The following is a 23025-nucleotide window of genomic DNA, read 5'->3' as shown; positions in this document are numbered from 1 at the left end:
ACGGGTGGGTTGTCATCCGTCGCCACGATCACGCTGGATGACCCCGACACGCGCAACGCGCTGTCGACGGAGCTGCTGGACGAGTTGATCGAGGCCTTCGAGCTGGCCCGCGACGACCCCGGTGTCCGCTGCGTGGTGCTCGAGTCGTCGCACGAGCGCACGTTCTCCAGCGGGGCGAACCTCGGCGGGTTCGGGGTCGACGCGCCGCTGACGGCCAAGCACGAGGCGTCCAAGCGCTTCGTGGACCTGTTCCAGATGATCGGCGAGCTGGGCAAGCCGACGGTGGTCAAGGCCGGCGGGCACGTGCTCGCCGGAGCGCTGGGCATCGCGCTGGCCTGCGACCTGATCGTCGCCTCCGAGAGCGCCAGCTTCGGGACGCCCGAGATCAACGTCGGGGCCTTCCCGTTCATGATCATGGCGATCATCTACCGCAACGTCGGGCGCAAGAAGACCAGCGAGCTGCTGCTGCTGGGCGAGCGCATCAGCGCCCGCGAGGCGGAGCGGATCGGGATCGTCAACCGCGTGGTGCCCGACGAGGAGCTCGACGGCGCGGTGGCCGAGTGGGCGGCCAAGCTGGCCGCCAAGTCGCCGCTGATCATGCGCCTGGGCAAGGACGCGATGTACCGCCAGATGGACATGGACTTCGTGCAGGCGCTGGACTTCCTGCGCAGCCAGCTGACCATCGCCCAGTCGACCGAGGACATCGTCGAAGGCGTGACGGCGTTCTTCGAGAAACGGGATCCGGTGTGGAAGGGCCGCTGATCGCGGTGCCCGGGTCGTTCACCGGGCGGACCGACGTCGGGCCGGGCACCGAGGCGCTCGCACGCCTGCTCGGCGAGCCGGCGATCGTCGACGCCGACGTGGCGGCGGTCCGGGCCGGGCAGTGGGACGCCGGCGCGAGCCCCGTCGCCGACGTCCCCGCCGCGCTGGGCGACGCGCCCGTGCACATCCATCTCGACTGCGACGTGATCGAGGGCTACCCGGCGGCGTTCCCCGTCCCGGGCGGACCGAGCGCCGAGCAGGTCCGCGCGCTGCTGGCCTCCGTGGTGGACGGCCGGCGCGTCATCGCCATCACCGTCACCGCTGTCACCGGGGACCCACACGTGCCCGCATCGATCCTGGAGGTCCTGCCTTGACGTCCCTGCTGCGCCCGCTCGTCGAAGAGCTGGCCGAGCGCCGCGCCGCCGCCCGCGCCGGCGGCGGCGAGGAGCGCGTCGCCCGCCAGCACGACAAGGGCGCTCTGACCGCGCGCGAGCGCGTCGACCTGCTGATGGATGACGGCACGTTCGTCGAGCTCGGCCTCCACGCCGGCATCCACTACAGCGTGCGCGGCCTGGAGGACAAGGAGGCGCCGGCCGACGGCGTCGTCACCGGCTACGGCAAGGTCGACGGGCGGATGGTCGCCGTCGCCGCCTACGACTTCACGGTGATGGCGGGCTCGATGGGCATGACCGGCGAGCTGAAGGTCACCCGCCTGCGCGAGCTGGCGCTGAGCAAGCGCATGCCGCTCGTCTGGCTGCTGGACAGCGCGGGCGCGCGCATCCAGGAGGCGGTCGGCTCGCTGTTCGCCGGCTCCGGGCACCTGTTCCGCGAGGAGGTCGTGGCCTCGGGCGTGATCCCGCAGGTCGCCGCGCTGCTGGGGCCGTGCGCCGCCGGCACCGCCTACATCCCCGGCCTGGCCGACTTCGTCCCGATGGTCAAGGGGCGCGGCTCGATGGCGCTGGCCGGCCCACACCTGGTGCGTGCCGCGATCGGCGAGGACGTCACCCAGGAGGAGCTGGGCGGCTCGCGCGTCCACACGCGCAAGTCGGGCGTCGGCGACATCGAGGTGGCCGACGACCAGGAGTGCATCGCGGTCATCAAGCAGTACCTGTCGTTCATGCCCTCCCACAACGAGGAGCCGCCGCCGATCGCCGCGGTCACGGACCCGATCGACCGGATGGAGGAGGCGCTGCTCGACGTCCTGCCCGAGTCCAACCGCAAGCCCTACGACATGTACGAGGTCATCTCGCGCATCGTCGACGACGGCGAGTGGCTGGACATGAAGGGCGCGTGGGGCAAGACGATCATCACCTGCTTCGCGCGTATGGGCGGGCGGCCGGTGGGGATCGTGGCCAACCAGCCCAAGCAGCTGGGCGGCATCCTCGACAACGACTCGGCCGACAAGGCCGCGCGCTTCGTCAACCTGTGCAACGCCTACGGCATCCCGCTGATCTTCCTGATGGACGTGCCGGGCTTCATGGTCGGCACGAAGGTCGAGGCGGGCGGGATCATCCGCCACGGCGCGAAGATGCTCTACGCGGTGGCCAACGCGACCGTGCCGAAGATCACCGTCGTGCTGCGCAAGGCCTACGGCGCCGGCTACTACGTGATGAACGGGCGCGCGTACGAGCCCGACCTGATCGTCGCCTGGCCCAGCGCCGAGATCAGCGTGATGGGCGCGGAGGGCGCGGTCGAGATCGTCTTCCGCAAGCAGGTCGAGGCGGCCGACGATCCCGCGGCGATGAAGCAGCAGCTGATCGAGAACTACCGCAAGATCATCGACGTCTACATCCCGGCCAAGAACGCGATGATCGACGACGTGATCGACCCGCGGGAGACGCGTCCGACGATCATCCGCGCGCTGGAGATGGCCGAGCGCAAGCGCGTGCAGCGCCCGTGGAAACGCAACGGCGTCGTACCGGTCTGACCGGAATCTGGTTGACTGCCGCTTCGCATGGACGCCAAAGCACGAGAGTCGATTGAGCGCTTCGAGGGCGCGCACCGTCACGCCGAGCACAACGGCGACGGGGACGGGGACGGACCGACGCTGCACCTGATGCGCAACGCGGCGATCGTCGTCGCGATCTTCGCCGCCTTCCTGGCCATCGCCACCTTCATGGGCGAGACGGCCATGAAGGAGGTCATCACGGGCGAGACGAAGGCGGCGGACGCCAGCGCCAAGCTCGAGGCCAACTCGATCAAGACGACGATGGCCGAGAACGACGCGACGGTTCTGCGCGCGGTGGCCGACGACAGCGAGGAGAAGGCCGCGACCAAGCACGCGGCCCTGCTCGAGGAGCGACTGGTCGAGCACTACGGGCCGATCGACGAGGAGCTCACGCACGAGATCGCCTTCGAGGAGCACGAGCGCGACCACGCGGAGGAGCGCCACCACCTGTTCGAGTTCGCCTCGGTGGGCATCCAGATCGCGATCGTGCTCGCGTCGATCTCGATCATCGCCCGCAGCGTGGCGTTGCTGCGCGGTGGCGCGGCCCTCGGGGTCGTGGCCATCGGCGTGCTCGCTGCCGGATTCCTGGCCTAGCAGCCGGCGATCTGGCTAGGCTGCCCGCTCCGCATGGAGGCGAAAGCAAAAGAGGCGCTCGAGCACTTCGAGCACGCACAGCACGCTGGGGGCAGCGGCGGCCACGGTGACTTCGACGACGCCTCGACGTCCCACCTGGTCCGCAACGCCGCGATCACGGTGGCGGTCCTGGCGGCCTTCCTGGCCATCGCCACGTTGCTGGCCACCAAGGCGATGACGAAGGTCATCACGGGCGAGACGAAGGCGGCCGACACCAACGCGGCGCTGCACGCCAACGAGGTCAAGACGACCTTCGCCGAGCATGACGCGCAGCTGCTGCGGGTGATCGGGGTCGGCAACACGCAGGAGCAGGCGGCGGCGGAGCGGGCCGCCGAGATCGAGGAGCAGATCGTCAACCACTACGGGCCGATCGACGAGAAGCTCGCCGCCAAGGCCCACGCGTACGAGGCCTCGCGCGACGACGCCGAGCAGAAGCACAAGCTCTACGAGTACTCGACCGCCGGTCTGCAGATCGCGATCGTGATCGCGTCGATATCGATCATCGCCCGGCGGCGCTGGCTGTTACAGGGCGCGGTGCTGGCCGGCGTGGCCTCGGTCGGCGTCCTGGCCGCCGGACTGATGGCCTGATGTCGCCCCTGCTCGCGGGCGGCAACCCGCAGATCCCCAAGGGTGACGGCGACGGCCCCGTGCAGGCCTACATCGCGGCGATGCCCGGCTGGAAGCAGGACGTGGGGCGCCACCTGGACGAGCTCATCGTGCGGACGCTGCCCGAGGTGGAGAAGGCCGTCCGCTGGAACTCGCCGTTCTACGGCGCGGGCGGCGAGGGCTGGTTCCTCAACTTCCACTGCTTCACGAAGTACGTCCGCGTCGCGTTCTTCCGCGGCACGTCGCTGGAGCCCATGCCGCCGGGGAGCTCCAAGATCGAGGGCACGCGCTACTTCGACATCCACGAGGACGAAGCGATCGACGACGCGCTGTTCGCCGGCTGGGTGCGGGACGCGTCCCAGCTGCCGGGCTGGGCTCCGTAGCGTCCGGCTAGTTCGAGCGGCGCTTGGGCAGCTTCGCGCGCGGGGCGCCGGGCGGCGTCTGCGGGCGCCGCTTGGTCGGGCGCAGCGCCTCGGCCAGCGCGCGACGACGAGCCATCTCGAGGCGGACGCGGTCGACGAGGGGTGACGCCGGGTCCTGTGGGGCGGGGCTGCTGCTATCGGTCATGCGGGTCCTCCATGGTCTCTGCTGTCCTGCCAGAGGGCCAAGCCCGCGCAACCGCTGCGGATTCACCAAGCCGTTCCATCTGGCGCTGCTGGGCGACGCGTTCCCCGAAGGTCTCGCACCGCTCGGATCGTGGGTACCCGGCCGGTCGCTGTCTCATGCAGGACATCTGTCGCTCGGGCCACATCGCGCCGCGGGCGACGCGACCTCGGCCTCCTTGACCCATCGGCTCGCGTCCGCGAAAGTGGGTAGTAGGACTTCCCACTCCCAACGGAGGCAGTTGGCTTGTGAGCCTCGACGACCCGGTCATCATCACCTGTTCCATCTCCGGCGTGATCGCCAACCGCGATCAGTGCCCGGCGATCCCCTACACGCCCGCGGACTACGCGGCGGAGGCCCGGCGGATCGTCGACGAGGGCGGCGTGATGATCCACATCCACGCGCGCAAGCCCGACGGCTCGCCCAGCTACGACGTGGAGGACTTCCGCGCGATCACCGAGGCGATCCGGGCCGAGACGCCCGAGGCGATCATCAACTACTCGACCGGCGCGATCGGCGTGCCGCTGGACCAGCGCATCGCCTACCTGCGCGAGCTGCGTCCCGAGGTGGCCGCCCTGAACATGGGCTCGATGAACTACGCCAAGTACTCGTCGCGGCGCAAGGACTTCGTCTTCTCGACGGTCTTCACCAACCCGTTCGAGGAGATCATCGAGCTGCTGGGCGCGATGAACGAGGCGGGGATCAAGCCCGAGCACGAGTGCTTCGACCTCGGCCACGTCGGGTCGCTGGCGCCGCTGGTCGACATGGGCGTGCTCCAGCCGTCGCTGCACGTCAGCGCGGTCATGGGGATCGTCGGCGGCGTCCCGCCGACCGCGCGCAACCTGGCCGCGATGGCCGACAACGTGCCCGAGGGCTCGCACTGGGGCGTCATCGGGATCTCGCGCAAGCAGTGGATGCTCGTGGCCGCCGCGCTCACGCTGGGCGGGTCGATCCGCGTCGGCCTGGAGGACAACTTCTACCTGCCCAACGGCGACATGGCCCGGTCCAACGGCGACCTGATCGCCAAGGCGCGCCAGATGACCGAGGACGTCGGTCGCCGGCCCGCGACGTTCGCGGAGGCGCGGGCGCTGCTCGGCATCCCGGCCCGGGCCGTCGCCTGATGGGCCTGCCACTGGAGGGCATCCGGGTCCTGGACCTGTCGCGCCTGCTGCCGGGGCCGTTCTGCTCGCTGCTGCTGGCCGACTTCGGCGCCGACGTGGTCAAGGTCGAGGACACCGGCATGGGCGACTACGCCCGCTGGGCGCCGCCGAACTTCGCCGGCGTGGAGAGCTCCGCCGCCGGCGCGTTCTTCCTGGCGCTGAACCGCAACAAGCGCTCGATCCGCATCGACCTCAAGACCGAGGGCGGGCGCGACGTGCTGCTGCGCCTGGCCCGCGACGCGGACGTGGTGCTGGAGTCGTTCCGGCCCGGCGTGCTCGACCGCCTCGGCGTCGGGTACGAAGCGCTCAAGGCCGAGAACCCGGGCATCGTCTACTGCGCGATCAGCGGCTACGGCCAGGACGGGCCCTACCGCGACCGCTCCGGGCACGACATGAACTACCTCGGCCTGGCCGGTGTGCTCGGCCTGACGGGGGAGAAGGACGGCCCGCCGGTGCAGGCCGCGGGCCAGATCGCCGACATCGGCGGCGGCGCGCAGATGGCGGCCTTCGCGATCCTCGCCGCCCTGCGCGAGCGCGACCGCTCGGGTGAGGGTCAGCTCGTCGATGTGTCGATGACCGACGGGGCGCTTTCGTGGATGACGATGCTGGCCGCGCGGGTGTTCGCCGGCGACGGGGCCCCGCAACGCGGGGCGCTGGAGCTGGCCGGGAACCTGGTCTGCTACCGCCCGTACGCGGCCTCAGACGGCTGGGTCACGCTCGGTGCGCTGGAGCCGAAGTTCTGGCAGGCGTGGTGTCGCGGCGTCGACCGCGAGGACCTGATCGAGCGCCAGTTCGACCCGCCGGGGACCGAGGCCCACCGCGAGGTCGAGGCGATCTTCGCCGCGCGCACGCGTGACGACTGGCAGGCGTTCGCCTCCGAGCACGACTGCTGCCTGGAGCCCGTGCTCGAGCTCGACGAGGTGCTCGACTCCGAGCTGGTCGCCGCGCGGGAGATGGTCGTCGAGCTGGACCAGCCGGGCGCCACCGAGCCGGTCCGCGCGCTGGGCGTGCCGATCAAGCTGTCGCGCACGCCGGGCGACCCGCACCGCCTGCCCGGCCCCGGGCTGGGCGAGCACACCGCCGCGCTGCTGGCCGAGTCCGGCTTCGGCGAGGACGAGATCGCCGCGCTGCTCCAAGCGGGCGCGGTGGCCGGTCCGGCCCAGCAATCGCAGGGGTCCTTCCGGGCATGAGCACGGCGGACGGCCTGCTGAAGATGAGCGAGTTGGCCGACCAGTCGGGCGTCAGCGCGGGCACGATCAAGCACTACCTGCGCGAGGGCCTGCTGGGCAGCGGCGACGAGGTCGTGCGCACGTCGCGCAACATGGCCTGGTACCCGCCGATCTACGTCGAGCGCATCCGGCTGATCAAGCGACTGCAGGAGGAGCGGTTCATGCCGCTGAAGGTGATCGCGCAGGTGATGTCCGACGACCCAGACCGGGTCGCCGCGCTGATCGAGCTCGAGGACCGCATCCTGGAGCGCGCGATCACCGCCCAGGAGACCGATCGCGTGACGCGGGCCGAGGCGAGCACGCGCTACGACGTGCCCGATCCCGTCCTGGACCGCCTGGCCGAGATCGGCGTGCTCACGCCCACGCCCCGCGGCTACGACGCCGACGACGTGGCGATCATCGAGGCGATCTCCCGCTTCCGGGCCGGCGGCTACGACGAGGCGCTGGGCTTCACCGTCTACGACACCCTGCGCTACAAGGAGGCGCTCGAGCCGCTGGTCGAAGAGGAGATCCGCACGCTGCTGGAGCGCCTGGCCGGCGAGGTCGAGCCCGACCGCGCCGCCGAGATCATCGCCTCGGGCGCCGAGCCGCTGCGCGAGCTGATCGGCGCGATGCACTCCAAGCTGCTGCTCGTCGCGCTGCACCGGGCGCGGACGTCACGCTAGTCGCGTTGTCGATCACCTCGATGAGCTGTTCGAGGGTGAGGACTTCGGCGAGGTCGAGGATCGTGTGGGCGATCTTTGTGACGCGGATGCCGTCGACGCGCATCGTGTCTCCCGGGTGCAGGCGTCCGACGTTGCGGTGCAGCCACCCCGCAGCTACCCGGTGCTTCACGCCGTCTGGAGAGACACCGGCATCGAGGAGCTGGGCGTAACGGATCACACCGTGCTGCCGCGCCGCGATCCAGGCGACCCGCGCGTCCTTCGCCAGTGACGTGCCTGCTGTTATGGGCGTCATACGCCCATAAGGGCAGGCACGTCGGGAATTCGCCCCCCCGTATGGTGCAAGCGCATGAGGCCCGAGATCGCCACGCTGTTCGGGGAGGGGCGCAACTACCCGACGCTGGCCACCACGATGGACGACGGGGCGCCGCATGCGGTGTCGCTGTGGAGCGGCGTGGAGGGCGACAACATCGTCTTCTTCACGTCGCCGACGTCGCGCAAGGGGCGCAACATCGAGCGCGATCCGCGCGTGGCGTTGAGCTGCGTGAACTTCGAGAACCCGTACATCACCGGTCGCGTTCGTGGGCGGGTCATCGACCACTTCGACGGTGACCGCGCGATGGAGGTCGTCGACCGCATCGCCGCGCGCTACATCGGCGCGCCGTTCCCGATGCGCGAGTCGACGCTCTACGTCGTCGAGGTCGTGCACGAGGAGTTTCAGGAGCTGCCCTTCCAGGAGCCGCCGAAGCGCGTGTGACGCGCGCCCGCAGCGGGGACATCGCCGCTGATGTCGGTGACCCGAGTCCTGTTGGCGGTGGCGCTGGAGTCCGAGCGCGAGCGCATCGCCACGCGCCGGGCCCGCTTTGACGAGGCGCTCGCGCTCGCCGGGCCGGAGCTCGACGCCTGGCTGGTCGAGCGCTGGGTGCAACGCGGGCTGCGCAGCGGGGGGCGCGTGTCCTGGCTCCAGCTGCTGCTGGCCGACCCGGCGCTGGCCGGGGCGGCGAGCCGCTGGCTGCGCGAGCACGGTCATCCGCTCCCGTCCGAGGTCGCCCACACGCCGCAGGCGCAGCTCCCGCTGACCGACCAGGATTGGGCGCTGCTGGTGGCCGACTACGCGCGGCACGCGCCGCCCAGCCCGGCCCGCGGGGCCGTCGTCGACGCGCAGGCGGAGCTGGCCGGCACCGCCGCCACCGTGCTGCGCGGCTCGGCCGTCAAGCCGGGGCTGGCCTGCGACGCGCTGGCCGCCGAGGACGAGGGACGCGGCGGCGCGCTGCGGGCGGTCGTGCTGGCCGATGGCGTCGCGCAGGCCCAGGCGGTGCGCGAGGCGATCGCGGCCGACGAGCGGCTCGTGGACCTGGGCGACCGCGCGACCGTGCAGTCCGACGGCGACGGCGACGGCGACGGCGGGTGCGGCGATGCGAACGTCGTCGTCGACCTCCGGGGCGAGGCCCGCGCCGACACCGTGTGGGTGATCGTCTGCGTGGACCCGGGGCTGCCGGGCGGCGGGCCGGACTACGCGGCGCTCGTCGCCCGGGCCGCCGACCCGGCGGCGATCGACCCCGCGCTGACCGCCGCGGGGGCGCCACCCGCCGAGCGCTTCGCCGAGATCAACCTGCGCCAGCGCGACGCGGCCACCGGCGGCGCGATGGGGGCGCCCGCGCTGCTCGCACCGGCGACCGCCGCTGCGCCGGTGCGGCACAAGGCGACGCTGTGGCAGAGGTTCGTCGCCGCGGTGCGGCGGGCCGGGCGCCGCCGGCCCGCGCATCCCGACCAGGCCGAGCTCCCCGCCGACTGGGCCGCCCACGCCGTCTGCGACGCCTACGTCGCGCTGGGCGAGCTGCGCCGCCACTTCGGGATGCGCTTCACGCCCGGCTCCGACGGGCGGCTGCGCCACGAGCTCCAGGGCGTCGACGACGCCGAACGCGCCCGCGTGCAGTCCGCGCTCGCTCCGCTGCTGGGACCGGGCGCCGTGCCGACGTGGGTCGTCTCGCGCCAGGTCGTGCTGCCGGGGGCGCGGTCCAGCGCGCGCGCCTGGTATCCGGTGCCCGACGACTTCGCGCGGGCGCCCGAGCGGCGGGCGGCGTTCGTCGAGTCGTGGCGGCGGTGGATGGGCCCCGGCTGGCTGCTGGAGATCGGCGAGGCCGAGCTGGAGGACCCCGAGCTGGCCGCGCTCGCGGTCCTGGCCCAGCGCCCGGGCGGGGTCGACGACGGCAGGGCCGACCTCGGCGACCGCCCCGACGACGGCTCAGACCTCCCAACCCTCCCCGAGCGTGCGCGCCTCTAGGAGCACCCGGTCGAGCTGACGCAGCGCGCCCGGCAGCGTCGTGGCCAGCTCGACGCCGTGGTCGGTCAGCGAGACGGCGCGGCTGGTGCGCTTCAGCAGCAGGCAGTCGAGGTCGTTCTCCAGGCGCCGGATGCGCCGGCTCAGCGTGGGCTGGGAGATGTCGAGGCGGTCGGCGGCGCGACCGAAGTGGAGCTCGTCGGCGAGCACCAGGAAGGCGCGCAGGTCTCGGAGCTCGGCCATCGGTTCATGGCCGACCCTAACCGATGCAGCTATTGCATCGAAAGCAGACGCAGGATGGCGTTGATCGCCGGCGCGTGCCCGCCTAGGTTGCGTCCGGAGAGAGAGTCCACCGGAGAGGAGAACGGTGATGGAGTCGAGCATCGGCATCGTCGGGTCCGGCGTGTCGGGGTTGCACCTCGGGCTGTACCTGCGTCAGCACGGCGTCCCCGTGACGATCTACGCGGAGCGCTCGCCCGACGAGCTGCGTGCGTCGCGCCTGCTGAACACGGTGGGGCACCACCACCACACGCTGGAGCGCGAGCGCGCGCTGGGCGTGCACCACTGGGACGCGGAGGAGTACGGCTACTCCTGCCACCACCACACGATCCTCACGCCCGACGGGCCGCTGAACTTCCGCGGCGACTTCGACCACAACTCGAGCGTCATCGACTACCGCCTGTACCTGCCCAAGCTCATGGAGGACTTCGCCGACCGCGGCGGCGAGCTGATCGAGCAGCGAGTGACGATCGACGACATCGAGCGCGTCTCGCAGAACCATGACCTGATGGTCGTCGCCGCCGGTCGCGGCGCGATGGGCGAGCTGTTCCCGCGCCGCCCCGACAAGTCGCCCTACACCAAGCCGCAGCGCCGGCTGTCGGCGGGCATCTACGCCGGCGTGACCTACTCCGACCCCAAGGGCGTCGGCGTGCACTTCTCGCCCGGTCACGGCGAGCTGCTGGAGCTGCCGATCTTCTCCCACGACGGGTTCGGCACCGCGCTGCTGTTCGAGAACATCCCCGGCGGCGACCTCGAGGTGCTGGCCGACATCCGCTTCGACGACGACCCGGCCGCGTTCAACGCGCTCGTCCTGGAGAAGCTGCGCACGCACTACCCGAGCGTGGCCGAGCGCGTCGATCCCGCGGCGTTCACGCTGTGGTCGGGCCGCGACATCCTGCAGGGCGCGCTCACGCCCGTCGTGCGTCAGGACTACGCGCGGCTGAACACCGGCACCTACGCGATCGCCGTCGGCGACGCCCACTGCGTCGTGGACCCGATGATGGGTCAGGGGGCGAACTCGGCGTCGTTCTCGGCCTGGACGATCGGCGAGGCGATCGTCGACGACCACTACTACGACGAGCGCTTCTGCCAGCGGGTCGCGCGCAACCGCGAGCGGTTCGTGACCGGCGTCAGCGACTGGACGAACATCATGCTCAACCCCCAGCCGCACGTGATGGAGTTCATCGGGGCGATGTCGCAGGACAAGGCGCTGTGCGACGAGTTCACGACGAACTTCAACGACCCGGCGCGGCAGGTCGACGTGCTCTCCACGCCGGAGCGCACCCACGCGTTCCTGCACGATCGCGCGGCCGCCGCATCTGTGGGAGGCTGAGCCGCATGCACCGCATGCTCGTCCTGTACCCGCCGCCGGCCGATCCGGACGCGTTCCGGACCTACTACGAGGAGACGCATCTGCCGCTGGCCGATGCGATCCCCGGCCTGCGCTCGCGCACCTATGGCTTCGACCTGGCCACGCCCGACGGCAGCGACTCGCCGTACTTCGCCAAGTTCGAGGCGGAGTTCGACGACGAGGCCGCCTTCGGGGCCGGCCTGGGCTCGCCCGAGGGGCAGGCCGCCGGCGCCGATCTGGCGAACTTCGCCACCGGCGGCGCCGTGCTGTTGCACTACGACGTGCGCTGACGCTCCACGCGCAGGACGTGCTGGCGCCGCCCGCGACGGCGGCGCCGGCCCGTCTCCTGGAAGCCGAGCTTGTGGGCGACGGCCAGCGACGCGTCGTTGCCGACGTCGACCACGGCCAGCAGCTCGCGCTGGTCGAGCGCGTCGAAGGCGACGTCGCGGCAGGCGCGCGCCGCCTCGGTGGCCAGCCCTCGTCCCCAGCGGTCCTGGCGCAGGAGGTAGCCGAGCTCCAGCTGCGGCCCCTGGCCGTCGAAGGGCGCCAGCCCCGCCTCGCCGATCAGCTCGCCGGTGGCGCGCTCCTCCAGCGCCCAGAAGCCGAAGCCGAACTCGGTCTGGTGGCGGATGTAGGCCGCCACCCACGTCGACGGGTCCTCGCCGCGCGTGTCGATGTGGAGCATCACGCGCGGGTCGGCGTACATCGCCTGCATGGCCGACTGGTCCGCCGGCGTGAACGCACGAATGGCCAGACGGTCGGTGTGGATGGGCAGGACGACGGGCACGACTGGGAAGGTTCGCGTATGGAGCGCTTCTTCCACATCCGGGAGCGAGGATCGACGCCGCAGCGCGAGGCGCTCGGTGGCGTGTCGACCTTCCTGGCGATGTCCTACATCGTGTTCGTGAACCCGGCGATCCTGTCGGAGGCGGGCGTGCCCTTCGCGGGCGTCGCCGTGGCCACCGCGCTGGCCGCGGGCATCGCCACGATCGTCATGGGGCTGGTGGCGAACATCCCCCTGGCGCTCGCCTCGGGCCTCGGCCTCAACGCGGTCGTGGCCTTCGACATCATCCTGGGCCAGAACGTCGGCTGGGGCGTGGGCATGGCATGCGTGGTGATCGAGGGGCTGATCGCCGTGGTGCTCGTCGTGGCCGGCCTGCGCGAGGCGGTCGTGCGCGCGGTGCCGCAGTCGCTGAAGCTGGCCATCGGGGTGGGCATCGGCATCTTCATCGCCTTCATCGGGCTGCGCGACGCCGGCATCGTGGTCAACGACCCGGCCACCGGCGTGGCCCTGGGCGACCTGACCGCGGGGCCGCCGCTGATCGCGTTGGCCGGGATCTTCGTGGGCGCCGCGCTGACCGCCCGCGGCCAGCGCGGCGCGGTGCTCGTGGCCGTGCTGACCACGACGGCGGTGGGCCTGATCTTCGGCGTCCTGGACGGCCCGGACGGCATCGCCCGCTGGCCCGGCTCGGCGGGCTTCGAGACGATCGGGGAGGGCCTCAAGCCGAGCAACCTGGCCGACGCGCTCACCTGGGCGCTGGTCCCGTTGATCTTCGCGCTCTTCATGTCGGACTTCTTCGACACGATCGGCAGCGCGGTCGCGGTCAGCACCGCGGGCGGGCTCAACGACGCCAACGGCGATCCGCCGGAGCTGAAGAAGCTGCTGCTGGTCGACTCCGGCTCGGCCGCGTTCGGCGGCGCGATGGGCGTCTCGTCGGTGACCGCCTACGTCGAGTCGGGCGCGGGCGTCGCGGAGGGCGCGCGCACCGGCTTCGCCAACCTCGTGACCGGCGCGCTGTTCCTGGCCACGATCGTCTTCGTCCCGCTGATCGCCGTGGTCGGGCAGTCGGTGCCCTACGTCGGCGGCTCGTCGGTCTCGCCGGCGATCGCCCCCGCGCTCGTGCTCGTCGGGTACCTGATGATCCGGCTGGTCGCCGAGATCGACTGGCAGACCCCCGAGCACGCGCTGCCCGCCTTCCTGATCATCGTCGGCGTCCCGCTGACCTTCTCGATCGCCGCGGGCATCGGCCTGGGCGTGGTCGGCTACGCGGTCGTGATGCTCGCCCGCGGGAAGGTGCGCGCGGTGCACCCGGTGATGTGGCTGATCGTGGTGCTCTTCCTGATCTTCTTCGCCAGCGACTGGCTGCAGGCCAACGTGTTCTGATGACGGTGGCGCAGTGACGGCGTCTGCCTCCTACCACCGTGCTCGGTGGTCCTCCATCACGCCGAAGCCCTCGCGCAGCGCGACGCCGCCCGGGAGCGTGCCGCTGAACGTGCCGAAGGGCTGGACGTAGTCGCTGCGGGCGAGCAGCAGCTCGTCGTGGCGCTCGCGGGTCGCCTCGGCGACGAAGTCCAGCGCGCCGCCGTCGGCGGGGCTGCGCACCGATGACAGATCGGCGGCGAAGGTGCACGGGGCGGCCTCCTGCACGAGGCCGTCGATCCACACGGAGCGCTCGCTGCGCTGCGGCGGGTCGTTGACGCCGGAGACCAGGTTCCACCCGGCGGGACGGCCGTCGGCGGTGGTGCCCACGCCGGCCGACCACTTCCAGGCGGTGTGCTTGGCGTGATAGCCGGCCGTGTCGTCGACCGCGCCGAAGCCATCGAGCCGCAGCTCGCGGCCGTCGCGCAGCCGCACGCTGCCGCGCATCGCGACACCGGCCTGCTTGCGCGTCCAGATCCAGCCCGCGCCGTGCGGGCAGACGGTCTCCACGCCGGGGGTCTCCGGGAACGTCAGGTCGATCGCGGTGTCGCGGTCGCGCACCGTGACCAGTCCGGGACCGAAGCGCACCGCCGCGCGCGGGCGGATGAACACGGTGTGCTCGTCCAGCGTGCGGGCGCTGCGGTCCCACACGGCCCACCACGACTGCGGGATGCCGCCGACGTGCGCCAGCCCGGCGCACAGCATCAGCTCCGGCGAGAACGCACCGACCCAGCGCCAGCGCTTCAGCCCGCGGCCGTCGCGTCGGGTCGGAAGGTCAGACAGCTCGACCGGGCGGGGCCCTGCGTCGTCGGTTGAACGCCAAGGTTCCATGAGACCCGAACGCTATCGTTGACCCGCGAGTCAACGAGATGGGGTCCACTCCGACACTCCGGGCGGCTGCGGTGCAGCTCAACGCGACCGACGACGTCGCGGCCAACCTGCACGCCGCCGACCAGCACGTCCGCGCCGCCGCCGCCGACGGAGCCACGCTGATCGTCCTGCCGGAGAAGTGGTCGGTGCTGGGCACGACCGAGCACCTGCGCGCCGGGGCCCAGCCGCTCGACGGACCGATCGTCCAGTGGGCCCGGGACATCGCCCGCGAGCTGGGCGTCGACCTCGTCGCGGGCTCGATCTCCGAGCGCGTGGAGAACGAGGAGAAGCTCAGCAACACCTCCCTGCACGTGGGCCCGGACGGCGAGCTCAAGGCCGCGTATCGCAAGATCCACATGTTCGACGTGACCGTCGACGGCAAGGAGTACCGCGAGTCCGACGGCGAGCAGGCCGGCGACGAGATCGTCACGTCGGTCACCGCGGAGGGCGTCGAGCTGGGCCTGAGCATCTGCTACGACCTCCGCTTCCCCGAGCTCTACCGCGTGCTGGCCCTCCACGGCGCGCGCGTGCTGACCGTGCCCGCCGCCTTCACGCTGGCCACCACCCGCGACCACTGGGAGGTGCTCGTCCGCGCCCGCGCGATCGAGCAGCAGGCCTTCGTGATCGCCGCCAACCAGATCGGCCCGCACCCAGGTGGGATGCGCTCGGGCGGGCGGTCGATGATCGTCGATCCGTGGGGGCTGGTGCTGGCCACGATGCCCGACCGCGTCGGCCACATCGTCGCCGACCTCGATCTCGACGCGCAGGCGCGCGTGCGGGCCGAGCTGCCGTCGCTGGCCAACGCGCGGCTGGTCGATCGCCCCGAGGCGGAGGCGCACGCCTGATGGCCGCCACCAGCCGCAGCCAGGCCGCCGCCGACAAGCGCCGCCTGATCCTCGACGCCGCCGTCCGCGTGTTCGCCCGCCAGGGCTTCCACGCCTGCCGCGTCTCGGACATCGCCGACGAGGCGGGCGTGGCCTACGGCCTGGTCTACCACTACTTCTCCAGCAAGGACGAGATCCTCGACACGCTCTTCCTGGAGCGCTGGAACGTGCTGCTGGCGGTGATCGCCCAGAGCGACGCCCGCGACGTCCCGGTGCGCGAGAAGCTGCAGGAGATCGCCTCGTTCATCGTCGACTCCTACGTCCACGATCCGGACGTGATGAAGGTCATCATCGTCGAGGTGACGCGGGCGGCCAACTCGTTCGGGCGCACCCACCTGGGGAAGATCCGCGAGGCCTACGAGCTGATCGGCGAGATCGTCGCCAAGGCGCAGGCGGCGGGCGAGCTGCGCACCGACGTGACGCCCGACTTCGCGGCCCTGGCCTTCTACGGCGCCATCGAGCAGGTGCTCACCGGCTGGATCTTCCAGCTGATCCCGCAGACCGCGGCCGACACCGAAGCGGCCAAGTCCCAGATCGTCGACACGATCTGCGATGGTCTCGACGTGATAGGACTTCCCTCCGCATGACGAACAACGACCTCACCAAGCGCCTCATGTGGTCCGGCCTGCTGGCCGGCCTCGGCGCGCTCGCCTCGATCGCGACCACGAAGGCCGCGACGGTGATTTGGCGTCGGGTGTTCGGGGAAGACCCGCCGGACCAGTGAGCAGCGACGCGACGACGACATCCGGTCCCAACCCGGCCATCCTCGTGGGCGCAGCCTTCGCCGGCGGCTTGATCGCCGCCCAGATCCTCAAGCGCATTGTCCCCTGAACCAAACGAACCCACGGGTAGCCCCAAGGAGATCTCCGCCGCCGTGCAGGAGGTCGCCGCGCGGGCGCAGATCCTGGTCCGCGAGGAGATCGAGCTCGCCAAGGCGGAGATCACCGTCAAGGCGCGCAAGCTGGCCAAGGGCGGCGCCATCGGCGGCGCCGCGGCCATCTTCGTGCTCGGCGCCCTGCTGCTGATCCTGCACGGGTTCGCCTGGCTGATCTGGTGGCTGCTGCCGGTGGGCGAGAGCATGTACTTCGTCGGCTTCTTCGTCGAGGCGCTGGTCCTGCTGATCTTCGCGGCGATCGCCGGCCTCGTGGCCTCGAAGCTGTTCAAGGCCGGCGCCCCGCCGACGCCGGATCTGGCCATCGAGGAAGCCCAGCGCATCAAGGACACGGTGACGCAGTAATGCCGCCCCAGCGCAGCCCTCAGGAGATCCGCGCCTCGGTCGAGGCCAACCGCATCGAGCTGGGCAACTCCGTCGCGAAGCTGCGTGGCGAGGTCGGCATGGCCACCAACTGGCGCTACCAGCTCGAGCAGCACAAGCAGCAGGTGATGATCGGCGCCGCGGTGGCCGGGTTCGTCATCGGCGGCGGCCTGGCGATCATCACCCGCCGCAAGCGCAACCGGCGCTGACGCCGGTCGCGCCTGGCGACACGTCTACTCGCAGACCGGGACGCCCGGGATGCCGATCGTGTCGATCTTGCCGGTCTTGCTGTCCACGAAGAACTGGATCCGGCCGCCGGCCGCCTTCGGGATCGTCACGAAGTCGCCGCCGAAGGTGTCCTCGAGCGACTTGTCGACCTTGACCACCTTGAAGGCGCTCTTGATGTCGGCCAGCGTGTCGCCGACCTCGACGCCGTTGGCCGAGGGGCCGCGGCCGTAGACGGCGATCACGTTGACCTTGCGCGGGTCGGACATGGTCATGCCGACGGTGCCCTTGAAGGCCTTGACGTCGGCGGCCTTGGTGCCGGGACCGGCCAGCTCGCAGCCGGTGACGAGCTTGCCGATCAGGCCCTTGTCCTGCAGCGACGCGGCGCTCGCGCCCAGCTTGACCTGGCCGACGCCCTGCGGCGTGATCTTCTGGTTGTTGGTCGCGCCGCCCGCGGAGGCGACGAGGGCGACGGCGACGCCTCCCGTGATCAGGACAGCAGCGCCGGCGCGGCGCAGGTGAGGAGCTTGCATCGCGCGACCCTACCTGGCGACTCAGCCGTAGGTAGAGGATCAGCCGAGCAGGCCGCGCGGCACGCCGCCGGCGCCGATCAGGCCCGGTCCGACGTGCGCGCCGATGACCGGCCCGATCTCCGAGACGAAGACCGGCTCGGTGCCGAAGATCTGGCGGCCCTCGTCGGCCAGCCGGGCGGCCTCCTCGGGCGCCTGGATGTGCTGGACCACCCAGCCGTCGACGCCGTCGGCCTGCAGCGTGCGCAGCATCTCGGCCATCCGCGCGAACGCGCGCGCCGAGGTGCGCACGCGCTCGACGGGCGTGATGTCGGACTCGACCGACAGGATCGGCTTGATCCGCAGCGCCGAGCCGACCATGCCCTGGGCCTTGCCGATGCGCCCACCGCGCACGAGGTACTCGAGCGTGTCGATCGCGAACCACAGCGTCAGCCGGTCGCGCGCCTCGCTGGCCCGGGCCAGGCACGCTTCGATGCCGATCCCGTCGCGCGCCCCGGCCGCGGCGGCCAGCGCCATCAGGCCGAGGCCACCGCAGGCGGTGGCCGAGTCGACCACGTGGACCTTGCCCGGCTCGCACTGGGCGGCGGCCTGGCGCGCGGACTCCACGGTCCCGGAGATGCCCCCCGACAGGTGCAGCGAGATGATCTCCTGGCCCGCGGCGACCAGCGGCTCGTAGACGGCCAGGAAGTCGCCCACCGACGGCTGGGACGTCGTCGGCAGCTCGCGCGAGGCGCGCAGCCGGTCGTAGAAGGCGTCGAACGAGGGCATGTCCGACTCCCGCTCCTGGGCGTCGGGCCAGTTGACGTAGAGCGACACCTGGTGGATGTCGTTGGCCTCCACGAGCTCGCGCGGGAGGTAGTGCGTTGTATCGGTGACGACCGCGACCCCGGACATGGGCGGGACCCTACTGAGTAGCCTGGCGGGCGTGACCACGCTGGTGACCGGAGGAGCGGGCATGGTCGGGTCGCACGTCGCCCGCCAGCTGGCCGCGCGCGGCGACGACCTCAAGCTCGTCCTGCGCCGCACGAGCCGCCGCGACAACCTCGCGGGCCTGGACGCGAAGATCGTCGTCGGCGATCTGCTCGATCGCCAGGCCGTGCGGCGGGCCATGCGGGGCGTCGATCGCGTCTTCCACGCGGCCGGCCTGACCTCGCTGCGCGCGTCGCCCGAGCGGCTGTACCGGACCAACGTCGAGTCGACGCGGATCGTGCTCGAGGAGGCGCTGCGCGCGGGCGTCGAGCGGGTCGTGTTCACCTCGTCGATCGCCGCCGTCGGCCCGGCCAAGCGCCACTCGACCGCCGACGAGCGCCAGCGCTATCCCGGCGAGCCCGCCCAGATCCCCTACGTCCGCTCCAAGCGCGAGGCCGAGGTCGAGGCGCTGCGCGTCGGCGCGCTCGGCCTGCCGGTGGTGATCGTCAACCCCGCCCACGTGTTCGGCCGCGGTGACGTCAACCGCTCCTCGACCGATCTCGTGCGCCGGTTCCTGCGCCGCGAGCTGCCCGCCTACGTCGACGGGGCGATCAACATCGTCGACGCCGAGGACGTCGCGCGCGGGCACCTGCTGGCCGACGAGCTCGGCGTGCCCGGCGAGCGCTACATCCTCGGCAATCGCAACTTCACCTGGGACCGCCTGTTCGCCGACCTCGGCCGGCTGTCGGGCGTGGAGCCGCCGGCGCTGAAGCTCCCGCTGCCTGCTGCGTTGGCGCTGGCGTCCGCGGCCGAGCGGCTGCCGGGTCGGCCGGTGCTGACCGTCGACGAGGTCCGCCTGGCCTCCTACTGGTGGGCGCTGCGCTCCAACAAGGCGCGCCGCGACCTCGGCTGGCAGCCCTCCCACCACGAGGACACGCTCCAGGCGACGATCGACTGGTACCGCGAGCGCGAGCCGCACCGCCTGGCCCCGGCGGGCGCCCGCCAGCCACTGGCCCTGCGCGTCGCCGGCGGCACGCTGCGCGAGCTCGGCCGAGCGGTCGGCCGCATCCCGGTCGGATGACGCCGACGCTCTACCGCTGCCCGACGCGCACGAACTGGCTCTGCCCCTGCGGCCGCGTCGAGCGCGAGCTGCGCCGGGCCGGCATCGAGCACGAGGTCGTCCGCGTGCCGTACGCCAAGCGGCGGCGCGACGACGTCCAGCGCGTGTCCGGCCAGCGCGTGGTGCCGCTCCTGGTCATCGACGCCGAGCCGATCTGCGACTCCAAGCGGATCGTCGAGCACCTGCGCTGGCGCGCGGCTACTGCGCAGCGGTAGGGCTAGGGCCGCAACGACGCGCGCAGCGCCAGCACCCGCTCGGCGCCCGCTTCCAGCTGCGCCCGGGGGAGCTTCTCCAGCGACCGCGCGGCCCGTTCGGTCGCCGCGTACGAACGGGCGTAGAGCAGCAGGTCGACGCCCGCGCTGACACCCAGGCGGGCCAGGCGGCCCGCGTCGCCGTACGGCTGCAGGGCGTTGGCCTCGAGGTCGTCGCTGATCGTCACGCCGCCGAAGCCGAGGCGGCCGCGCAGCTCGCCCGCGACGATCGGGCGCGACAGCGAGGCCGGCAGCTTGGGGTCCAGCGCCGGGTACAAAGCGTTGGCCAGCATGACCAGCGTCGCCCCGGCGCGGACGGTCGCGGCGAACGGCGGCATGTCGCGCTCGCGCAGCGTCTGGGCCGTCAGGTCGATGCGCACGACGCGGTCGTCGGTGTTGCTCGTCGCCGCGCCCAACCCCGGGAAGTGCTTGGCCGTGGCCAGCACGCCGCCCTCGCGCAGGCCGGCGGCGAACGCGCCGGCCAGCGTGCCTGCCGCGGTGGACGTCGCCGCGAACGTGCGGCCTTCGCCGGCCAACGCGCTGTCGGGGCGGCTCAGGTCGGCCACCGGAGCGAGGTCGACGTTCACGCCGGCCTGGCGCAGGGCCCGACCGGTGGCCCGGCCGGCGCTGCGCACGCCGCGCGCGCCGGAGGCGGCCAGCTCGTGGGCGCTGCGGGACGGCGGCGCGTCGCGCAGGCGCCGGACCGCGCCGCCCTCCTGGTCGATCAGGACCAGCAGCGGATCGCGCAGCCCGGCCGGACGCGGGATCGCCTGCAGCCGGTCGGCCAGGCGGCGGGCCTCGGCCACGGTGTCGGCGTTCTCGGCGAACAGGATCACGCCGGCCAGCTCGCCCCGGCGGATGCGGGCCAGCAGCTCGGGCGGCGGCGTGCCGGTGCCGCGGAAGCAGGCGATCAGGCGCTGCCCGGCCAGCTGGGCGACGGTCAGCTGGGACGCGGCACGCTGGGCCGCCTGGGCGACCGCCGGCGCGGGCGCGCCGGGACGCGGCGCGGAGGTGGCGGCGTGGGGCGGCGCGGCGTCGCCGCAGGCGGCGAGCACCACGGCCAGGACGAACGCCAGGGACAGGCGGCGGAGCGGCACGACGCCAATCATGTCGGGTCCGGGACAGCACGGCGCGGACGGGCGCCGGACGCGAAGTATTGTGCTGCCACTGAATGCTCCGACGCCTGCTGACCGCGACCGCTCTGCTGCTGCTCGCGGCCGCGGCCCCCGCCCTCGCGGCGGACCCGATCATGCCCCTCTCCGAGGTCCAGCCGGGCATGCGCTGCACCGGCCTGACCGTCGTCCAGGGCACGACGATCTCCTCGTTCGTCGTGGACATCGTCGACGTCGTGCCCGGTGACCAGGTCGCCGACCAGCCGCTGCTGCTCGTGCGCGTGTCGGGGCCGGCGGTCGACGACTACGGGATCGCCGAGGGCTTCTCGGGCTCGCCGGTCATCTGCGACGGCCGCATCGCCGGGGCGATCGCCTACGGCAGCGGCGACTACGGCAACCAGCTCGGCTACGCGACGCCGATCGAGGCGATGCTCGGCGAGCCGGTTCCGCCGGTCCCGTCCACCAGCCTGACCACGTCGCCGGCGCTGCGGTCGCTGGCCACCCCGATCTCGGTCAGCGGCATCTCCGAGCCGGTCTTCACCCCGTTCGCCCACGCGGCGGCCAAGGCCGGGATCCGGCTGACCACGGTTCCGGTGGCGCCCGACGTCGCGCGCTTCCCGGCGCAGACGCTCGTGCCCGGCGCGTCGGTCGCCGTCGGGCTGTCCAGCGGCGACGTGACCGCCGGCGCGATCGGCACCGTCAGCTACGTGGACGGCGCCAAGGTCTACGCGTTCGGTCACCCCTACAGCGGCACCGGCCGGCGCTCGCTGTTGCTCCAGGACGCCTACATCTACGCGGTGGTCGACAACCCGCTCGGGCTCCAGGACGCCGTCTCCGCCAAGCTCGGCGCGCCCGGTCACGACCTGGGCACGCTGACCTACGACGGCCGTGACGGCGTGGCCGGCCTGCTCGGCGGCCTGCCGCCGTCCACCGCGCTGACCATCAGCGCGCGCAACGCGACCACCGACGTGACCCGCGTCTCCCACGCGCGCGTGGCCGACGAGGCCGAGGTGGGCCTGCCCGACGGCGTCTCACCGATCGTCCTGGTCGGGCCGATGGCGCTCTCCCAGGCCGCCTACACCGGGCTGGACGGCAGCCCGGTGTTGCAGAGCGCGCGCATGTGCGTGCGCCTGACCATTACCCAGCTGGACAAGCCGACCGGCTTCTGCCGTCGCTACGTGGGCGCCTACGGCGGCGACCAGGCATCCGCCGGCGGCCCGTTCGTCACCGATCTGCAGACCGCGCTGACCGACATCGACCTGTTCTCCTACGGCACGCCGCAGCTGACCAAGGTCGACGTCACGGTGACGCTGGAGCCCGGCCTGCGCCAGGCGCTGCTGCGCGGCGTCATGGGACCGGCGCGGCTGCGCCCCGGCCACGACGCGCGGCTCGTCCTGCAGCTGCAGCACTACCGCGGCGAGCGCTTCACGCGCGTCGCGCACCTGCGTGTGCCGCGCGACACGCCACGCGGGCCTGTCGAGGTCGAGCTCGTCGGCAAGGGCCTGGACGGCGGGATCAACGGCGACGACATCGAGATCGTCCTGGGCGGCCAGGGCGCCGATGACGGCGGCGACCCCGGCCCCAAGTCCTACCGCGGGCTGGACGACCAGATCCGCGCGTTGGGCGGCTTCGACGGCGTGCGCGTCCGCATCCGCTCCAGCGGCGGCAAGGGCGGGCGCGCGCCCGCGCGGCGGCTCTACGCGGACCCGCAGGTCCGCATCAGCGGGACGGCGAGCTACCGCGCCCGCGTCGTGCGTTCGCGCTAGCCGAGGCGGTTCTCGATGCCCAGCGGAGCGGCCTGGCCGGCGGGCTCGGCCGGAGCGGACGTGTGCGCCGGGGCCTCGACGCCGAGCGTCTCGGCCAGCTCGCCGTTCTCGTAGAGCTCCATCACGATGTCGCAGCCGCCGACCAGCTCACCGTTGACGAACAGCTGCGGGATCGTCGGCCAACCCGACAGGCCCGACAGCTCCTGGCGGATGCGCGGGTCGGGGAGGATGTCGACCGCCGCGAACGGCGTCTCCAGGGCCTGCAGCGCGGCGACCGTGCGCGCGCTGAAGCCGCAGGCCGGCGCGTCCGGCGTGCCCTTCATGAAGAGGATCACGTCGTTCTCGCGAATGGCCTCGTCGAGGGCGTCGCGAAGGGGGTTCTCGGACAT

The 23025-nt window shown here is 72.3% G+C and carries 30 protein-coding genes; 22 read left to right on the top strand and 8 right to left on the bottom strand.

The genetic code is table 11. From position 1 onward, the window contains the following. Window positions 1-9: 9 nt before the first annotated feature. From ACZ5UI_RS14935 to ACZ5UI_RS14910, 6 genes are read left to right on the top strand one after another with little or no spacing between them, the layout of a single operon-like run. Window positions 10-762, top strand: coding sequence for an enoyl-CoA hydratase/isomerase family protein (locus ACZ5UI_RS14935; RefSeq protein ID WP_464188154.1), 753 nt, complete (start codon window positions 10-12; stop codon window positions 760-762). Further along, complete coding sequence (locus ACZ5UI_RS14930; protein WP_464188152.1) at window positions 747-1136, top strand: hypothetical protein; 390 nt, start codon at window positions 747-749, stop codon at window positions 1134-1136. Before ACZ5UI_RS14935 ends, ACZ5UI_RS14930 begins: the two co-directional genes overlap by 16 nt. Then, window positions 1133-2689, top strand: a complete 1557-nt coding sequence (locus ACZ5UI_RS14925) for an acyl-CoA carboxylase subunit beta (RefSeq protein ID WP_464188150.1) — start codon at window positions 1133-1135, stop codon at window positions 2687-2689. The genes ACZ5UI_RS14930 and ACZ5UI_RS14925 overlap by 4 nt, the downstream gene beginning before the upstream one ends. Before the next feature lie 27 nt (window positions 2690-2716). Next, window positions 2717-3304, top strand: coding sequence for a DUF4337 family protein (locus ACZ5UI_RS14920; RefSeq protein WP_464188148.1), 588 nt, complete (start codon window positions 2717-2719; stop codon window positions 3302-3304). 33 nt (window positions 3305-3337) lie between these two features. Then, complete coding sequence (locus tag ACZ5UI_RS14915) at window positions 3338-3931, top strand: DUF4337 family protein (protein ID WP_464188146.1); 594 nt, start codon at window positions 3338-3340, stop codon at window positions 3929-3931. Beyond that, window positions 3931-4332 (top strand): DUF1801 domain-containing protein, encoded by a 402-nt coding sequence (locus ACZ5UI_RS14910; protein ID WP_464188144.1) that lies wholly within the window; start codon window positions 3931-3933, stop codon window positions 4330-4332. The genes ACZ5UI_RS14915 and ACZ5UI_RS14910 overlap by 1 nt, the downstream gene beginning before the upstream one ends. Window positions 4333-4339: 7 nt before the next feature. Here the strand turns inward: ACZ5UI_RS14910 and ACZ5UI_RS14905 are convergent, their stop codons facing one another. Continuing rightward, window positions 4340-4516, bottom strand: coding sequence for a hypothetical protein (locus ACZ5UI_RS14905; RefSeq protein WP_464188142.1), 177 nt, complete (start codon window positions 4514-4516; stop codon window positions 4340-4342). A gap of 284 nt (window positions 4517-4800) precedes the next feature. On the opposite strand from ACZ5UI_RS14905, the gene ACZ5UI_RS14900 reads away from it, so the two are divergent. The 5 genes from ACZ5UI_RS14900 (at window position 4801) to ACZ5UI_RS14880 (ending at window position 9887) form a co-directional block, all read left to right on the top strand. Beyond that, entirely contained in the window at window positions 4801-5673 is an 873-nt protein-coding gene (locus ACZ5UI_RS14900) for a beta-keto acid cleavage family enzyme (RefSeq protein ID WP_464188140.1), read from the top strand. Next, window positions 5673-6902 (top strand): CaiB/BaiF CoA transferase family protein, encoded by a 1230-nt coding sequence (locus tag ACZ5UI_RS14895; RefSeq protein ID WP_464188138.1) that lies wholly within the window; start codon window positions 5673-5675, stop codon window positions 6900-6902. The genes ACZ5UI_RS14900 and ACZ5UI_RS14895 overlap by 1 nt, the downstream gene beginning before the upstream one ends. After that, window positions 6899-7606, top strand: coding sequence for a MerR family transcriptional regulator (locus ACZ5UI_RS14890; protein WP_464188136.1), 708 nt, complete (start codon window positions 6899-6901; stop codon window positions 7604-7606). The genes ACZ5UI_RS14895 and ACZ5UI_RS14890 overlap by 4 nt, the downstream gene beginning before the upstream one ends. A gap of 346 nt (window positions 7607-7952) precedes the next feature. Next, window positions 7953-8360 (top strand): pyridoxamine 5'-phosphate oxidase family protein, encoded by a 408-nt coding sequence (locus tag ACZ5UI_RS14885; RefSeq protein ID WP_464188134.1) that lies wholly within the window; start codon window positions 7953-7955, stop codon window positions 8358-8360. Between the two features lie 30 nt (window positions 8361-8390). After that, window positions 8391-9887: a hypothetical protein gene (locus ACZ5UI_RS14880; protein ID WP_464188132.1), complete on the top strand. Its 1497-nt coding sequence runs from the start codon at window positions 8391-8393 to the stop codon at window positions 9885-9887. On the opposite strand, the gene ACZ5UI_RS14875 is transcribed toward ACZ5UI_RS14880, so the two are convergent. Then, window positions 9849-10127 carry a LysR family transcriptional regulator gene (locus tag ACZ5UI_RS14875; RefSeq protein ID WP_464188130.1) on the bottom strand — a complete coding sequence of 93 codons (279 nt, stop codon included), beginning with the start codon at window positions 10125-10127 and terminating at the stop codon, window positions 9849-9851. The genes ACZ5UI_RS14880 and ACZ5UI_RS14875 overlap by 39 nt on opposite strands. 127 nt (window positions 10128-10254) lie before the next feature. Between ACZ5UI_RS14875 and ACZ5UI_RS14870 the strand changes: the two genes are divergently transcribed. Together ACZ5UI_RS14870 and ACZ5UI_RS14865 are read left to right on the top strand one after the other, a co-directional pair. Then, complete coding sequence (locus ACZ5UI_RS14870) at window positions 10255-11496, top strand: styrene monooxygenase/indole monooxygenase family protein (RefSeq protein WP_464188127.1); 1242 nt, start codon at window positions 10255-10257, stop codon at window positions 11494-11496. A gap of 5 nt (window positions 11497-11501) precedes the next feature. After that, entirely contained in the window at window positions 11502-11804 is a 303-nt protein-coding gene (locus ACZ5UI_RS14865) for an EthD family reductase (RefSeq protein WP_464188125.1), read from the top strand. On the opposite strand, the gene ACZ5UI_RS14860 is transcribed toward ACZ5UI_RS14865, so the two are convergent. Further along, window positions 11789-12301, bottom strand: a complete 513-nt coding sequence (locus ACZ5UI_RS14860; RefSeq protein WP_464188123.1) for a GNAT family N-acetyltransferase — start codon at window positions 12299-12301, stop codon at window positions 11789-11791. The genes ACZ5UI_RS14865 and ACZ5UI_RS14860 overlap by 16 nt on opposite strands. Window positions 12302-12319: 18 nt before the next feature. Between ACZ5UI_RS14860 and ACZ5UI_RS14855 the strand changes: the two genes are divergently transcribed. Next, on the top strand, window positions 12320-13678 hold the full coding sequence (locus ACZ5UI_RS14855) for an NCS2 family permease (RefSeq protein WP_464188121.1): 1359 nt from the start codon (window positions 12320-12322) through the stop codon (window positions 13676-13678). A 30-nt stretch (window positions 13679-13708) separates the two neighbouring features. Here the strand turns inward: ACZ5UI_RS14855 and ACZ5UI_RS14850 are convergent, their stop codons facing one another. Further along, a complete protein-coding gene (locus ACZ5UI_RS14850; protein WP_464188119.1) occupies window positions 13709-14545 on the bottom strand; it encodes a DUF2804 family protein in 837 nt (278 codons plus the stop codon). Window positions 14546-14616: 71 nt separating this feature from the next. On the opposite strand from ACZ5UI_RS14850, the gene ACZ5UI_RS14845 reads away from it, so the two are divergent. The 5 genes from ACZ5UI_RS14845 (at window position 14617) to ACZ5UI_RS14825 (ending at window position 16932) form a co-directional block, all read left to right on the top strand. Continuing rightward, on the top strand, window positions 14617-15429 hold the full coding sequence (locus tag ACZ5UI_RS14845) for a carbon-nitrogen hydrolase family protein (RefSeq protein ID WP_464188116.1): 813 nt from the start codon (window positions 14617-14619) through the stop codon (window positions 15427-15429). After that, window positions 15429-16055, top strand: a complete 627-nt coding sequence (locus tag ACZ5UI_RS14840; protein WP_464188114.1) for a TetR/AcrR family transcriptional regulator — start codon at window positions 15429-15431, stop codon at window positions 16053-16055. The genes ACZ5UI_RS14845 and ACZ5UI_RS14840 overlap by 1 nt, the downstream gene beginning before the upstream one ends. Further along, the gene (locus ACZ5UI_RS14835) at window positions 16052-16192 is read left to right on the top strand and encodes a hypothetical protein (RefSeq protein WP_464188111.1); all 141 of its coding nucleotides are present in this window, start codon (window positions 16052-16054) and stop codon (window positions 16190-16192) included. Before ACZ5UI_RS14840 ends, ACZ5UI_RS14835 begins: the two co-directional genes overlap by 4 nt. 150 nt (window positions 16193-16342) lie before the next feature. Further along, entirely contained in the window at window positions 16343-16705 is a 363-nt protein-coding gene (locus tag ACZ5UI_RS14830; protein WP_464188109.1) for a phage holin family protein, read from the top strand. Beyond that, the gene (locus ACZ5UI_RS14825) at window positions 16705-16932 is read left to right on the top strand and encodes a DUF3618 domain-containing protein (protein ID WP_464188106.1); all 228 of its coding nucleotides are present in this window, start codon (window positions 16705-16707) and stop codon (window positions 16930-16932) included. Before ACZ5UI_RS14830 ends, ACZ5UI_RS14825 begins: the two co-directional genes overlap by 1 nt. 24 nt (window positions 16933-16956) lie before the next feature. On the opposite strand, the gene ACZ5UI_RS14820 is transcribed toward ACZ5UI_RS14825, so the two are convergent. Then, window positions 16957-17481: a hypothetical protein gene (locus ACZ5UI_RS14820; protein WP_464188104.1), complete on the bottom strand. Its 525-nt coding sequence runs from the start codon at window positions 17479-17481 to the stop codon at window positions 16957-16959. A 39-nt stretch (window positions 17482-17520) separates the two neighbouring features. Then, window positions 17521-18372, bottom strand: a complete 852-nt coding sequence (locus ACZ5UI_RS14815) for a DegV family protein (protein ID WP_464188101.1) — start codon at window positions 18370-18372, stop codon at window positions 17521-17523. A 31-nt stretch (window positions 18373-18403) separates the two neighbouring features. On the opposite strand from ACZ5UI_RS14815, the gene ACZ5UI_RS14810 reads away from it, so the two are divergent. Further along, window positions 18404-19468 (top strand): NAD-dependent epimerase/dehydratase family protein, encoded by a 1065-nt coding sequence (locus ACZ5UI_RS14810; RefSeq protein WP_464188097.1) that lies wholly within the window; start codon window positions 18404-18406, stop codon window positions 19466-19468. Next, a complete protein-coding gene (locus ACZ5UI_RS14805) occupies window positions 19465-19722 on the top strand; it encodes a glutaredoxin family protein (protein ID WP_464188095.1) in 258 nt (85 codons plus the stop codon). Before ACZ5UI_RS14810 ends, ACZ5UI_RS14805 begins: the two co-directional genes overlap by 4 nt. 2 nt (window positions 19723-19724) lie before the next feature. Here ACZ5UI_RS14805 and ACZ5UI_RS14800 read toward each other — a convergent pair whose 3' ends face one another. Then, on the bottom strand, window positions 19725-20855 hold the full coding sequence (locus tag ACZ5UI_RS14800; RefSeq protein WP_464188093.1) for a glycoside hydrolase family 3 N-terminal domain-containing protein: 1131 nt from the start codon (window positions 20853-20855) through the stop codon (window positions 19725-19727). A 74-nt stretch (window positions 20856-20929) separates the two neighbouring features. On the opposite strand from ACZ5UI_RS14800, the gene ACZ5UI_RS14795 reads away from it, so the two are divergent. Further along, complete coding sequence (locus ACZ5UI_RS14795; protein WP_464188091.1) at window positions 20930-22636, top strand: SpoIVB peptidase S55 domain-containing protein; 1707 nt, start codon at window positions 20930-20932, stop codon at window positions 22634-22636. On the opposite strand, the gene grxD is transcribed toward ACZ5UI_RS14795, so the two are convergent. After that, entirely contained in the window at window positions 22633-23025 is a 393-nt protein-coding gene (grxD, locus tag ACZ5UI_RS14790; RefSeq protein WP_464188088.1) for a Grx4 family monothiol glutaredoxin, read from the bottom strand. The two genes, ACZ5UI_RS14795 and grxD, sit on opposite strands and share 4 nt — an antisense overlap.

The sequence above is a fragment of the Conexibacter sp. JCM 18997 genome, assembly GCF_055391915.1.
Note: the sequence above shows the minus strand (reverse complement) of the source record. Positions and strands in the feature narration are given on the sequence as shown.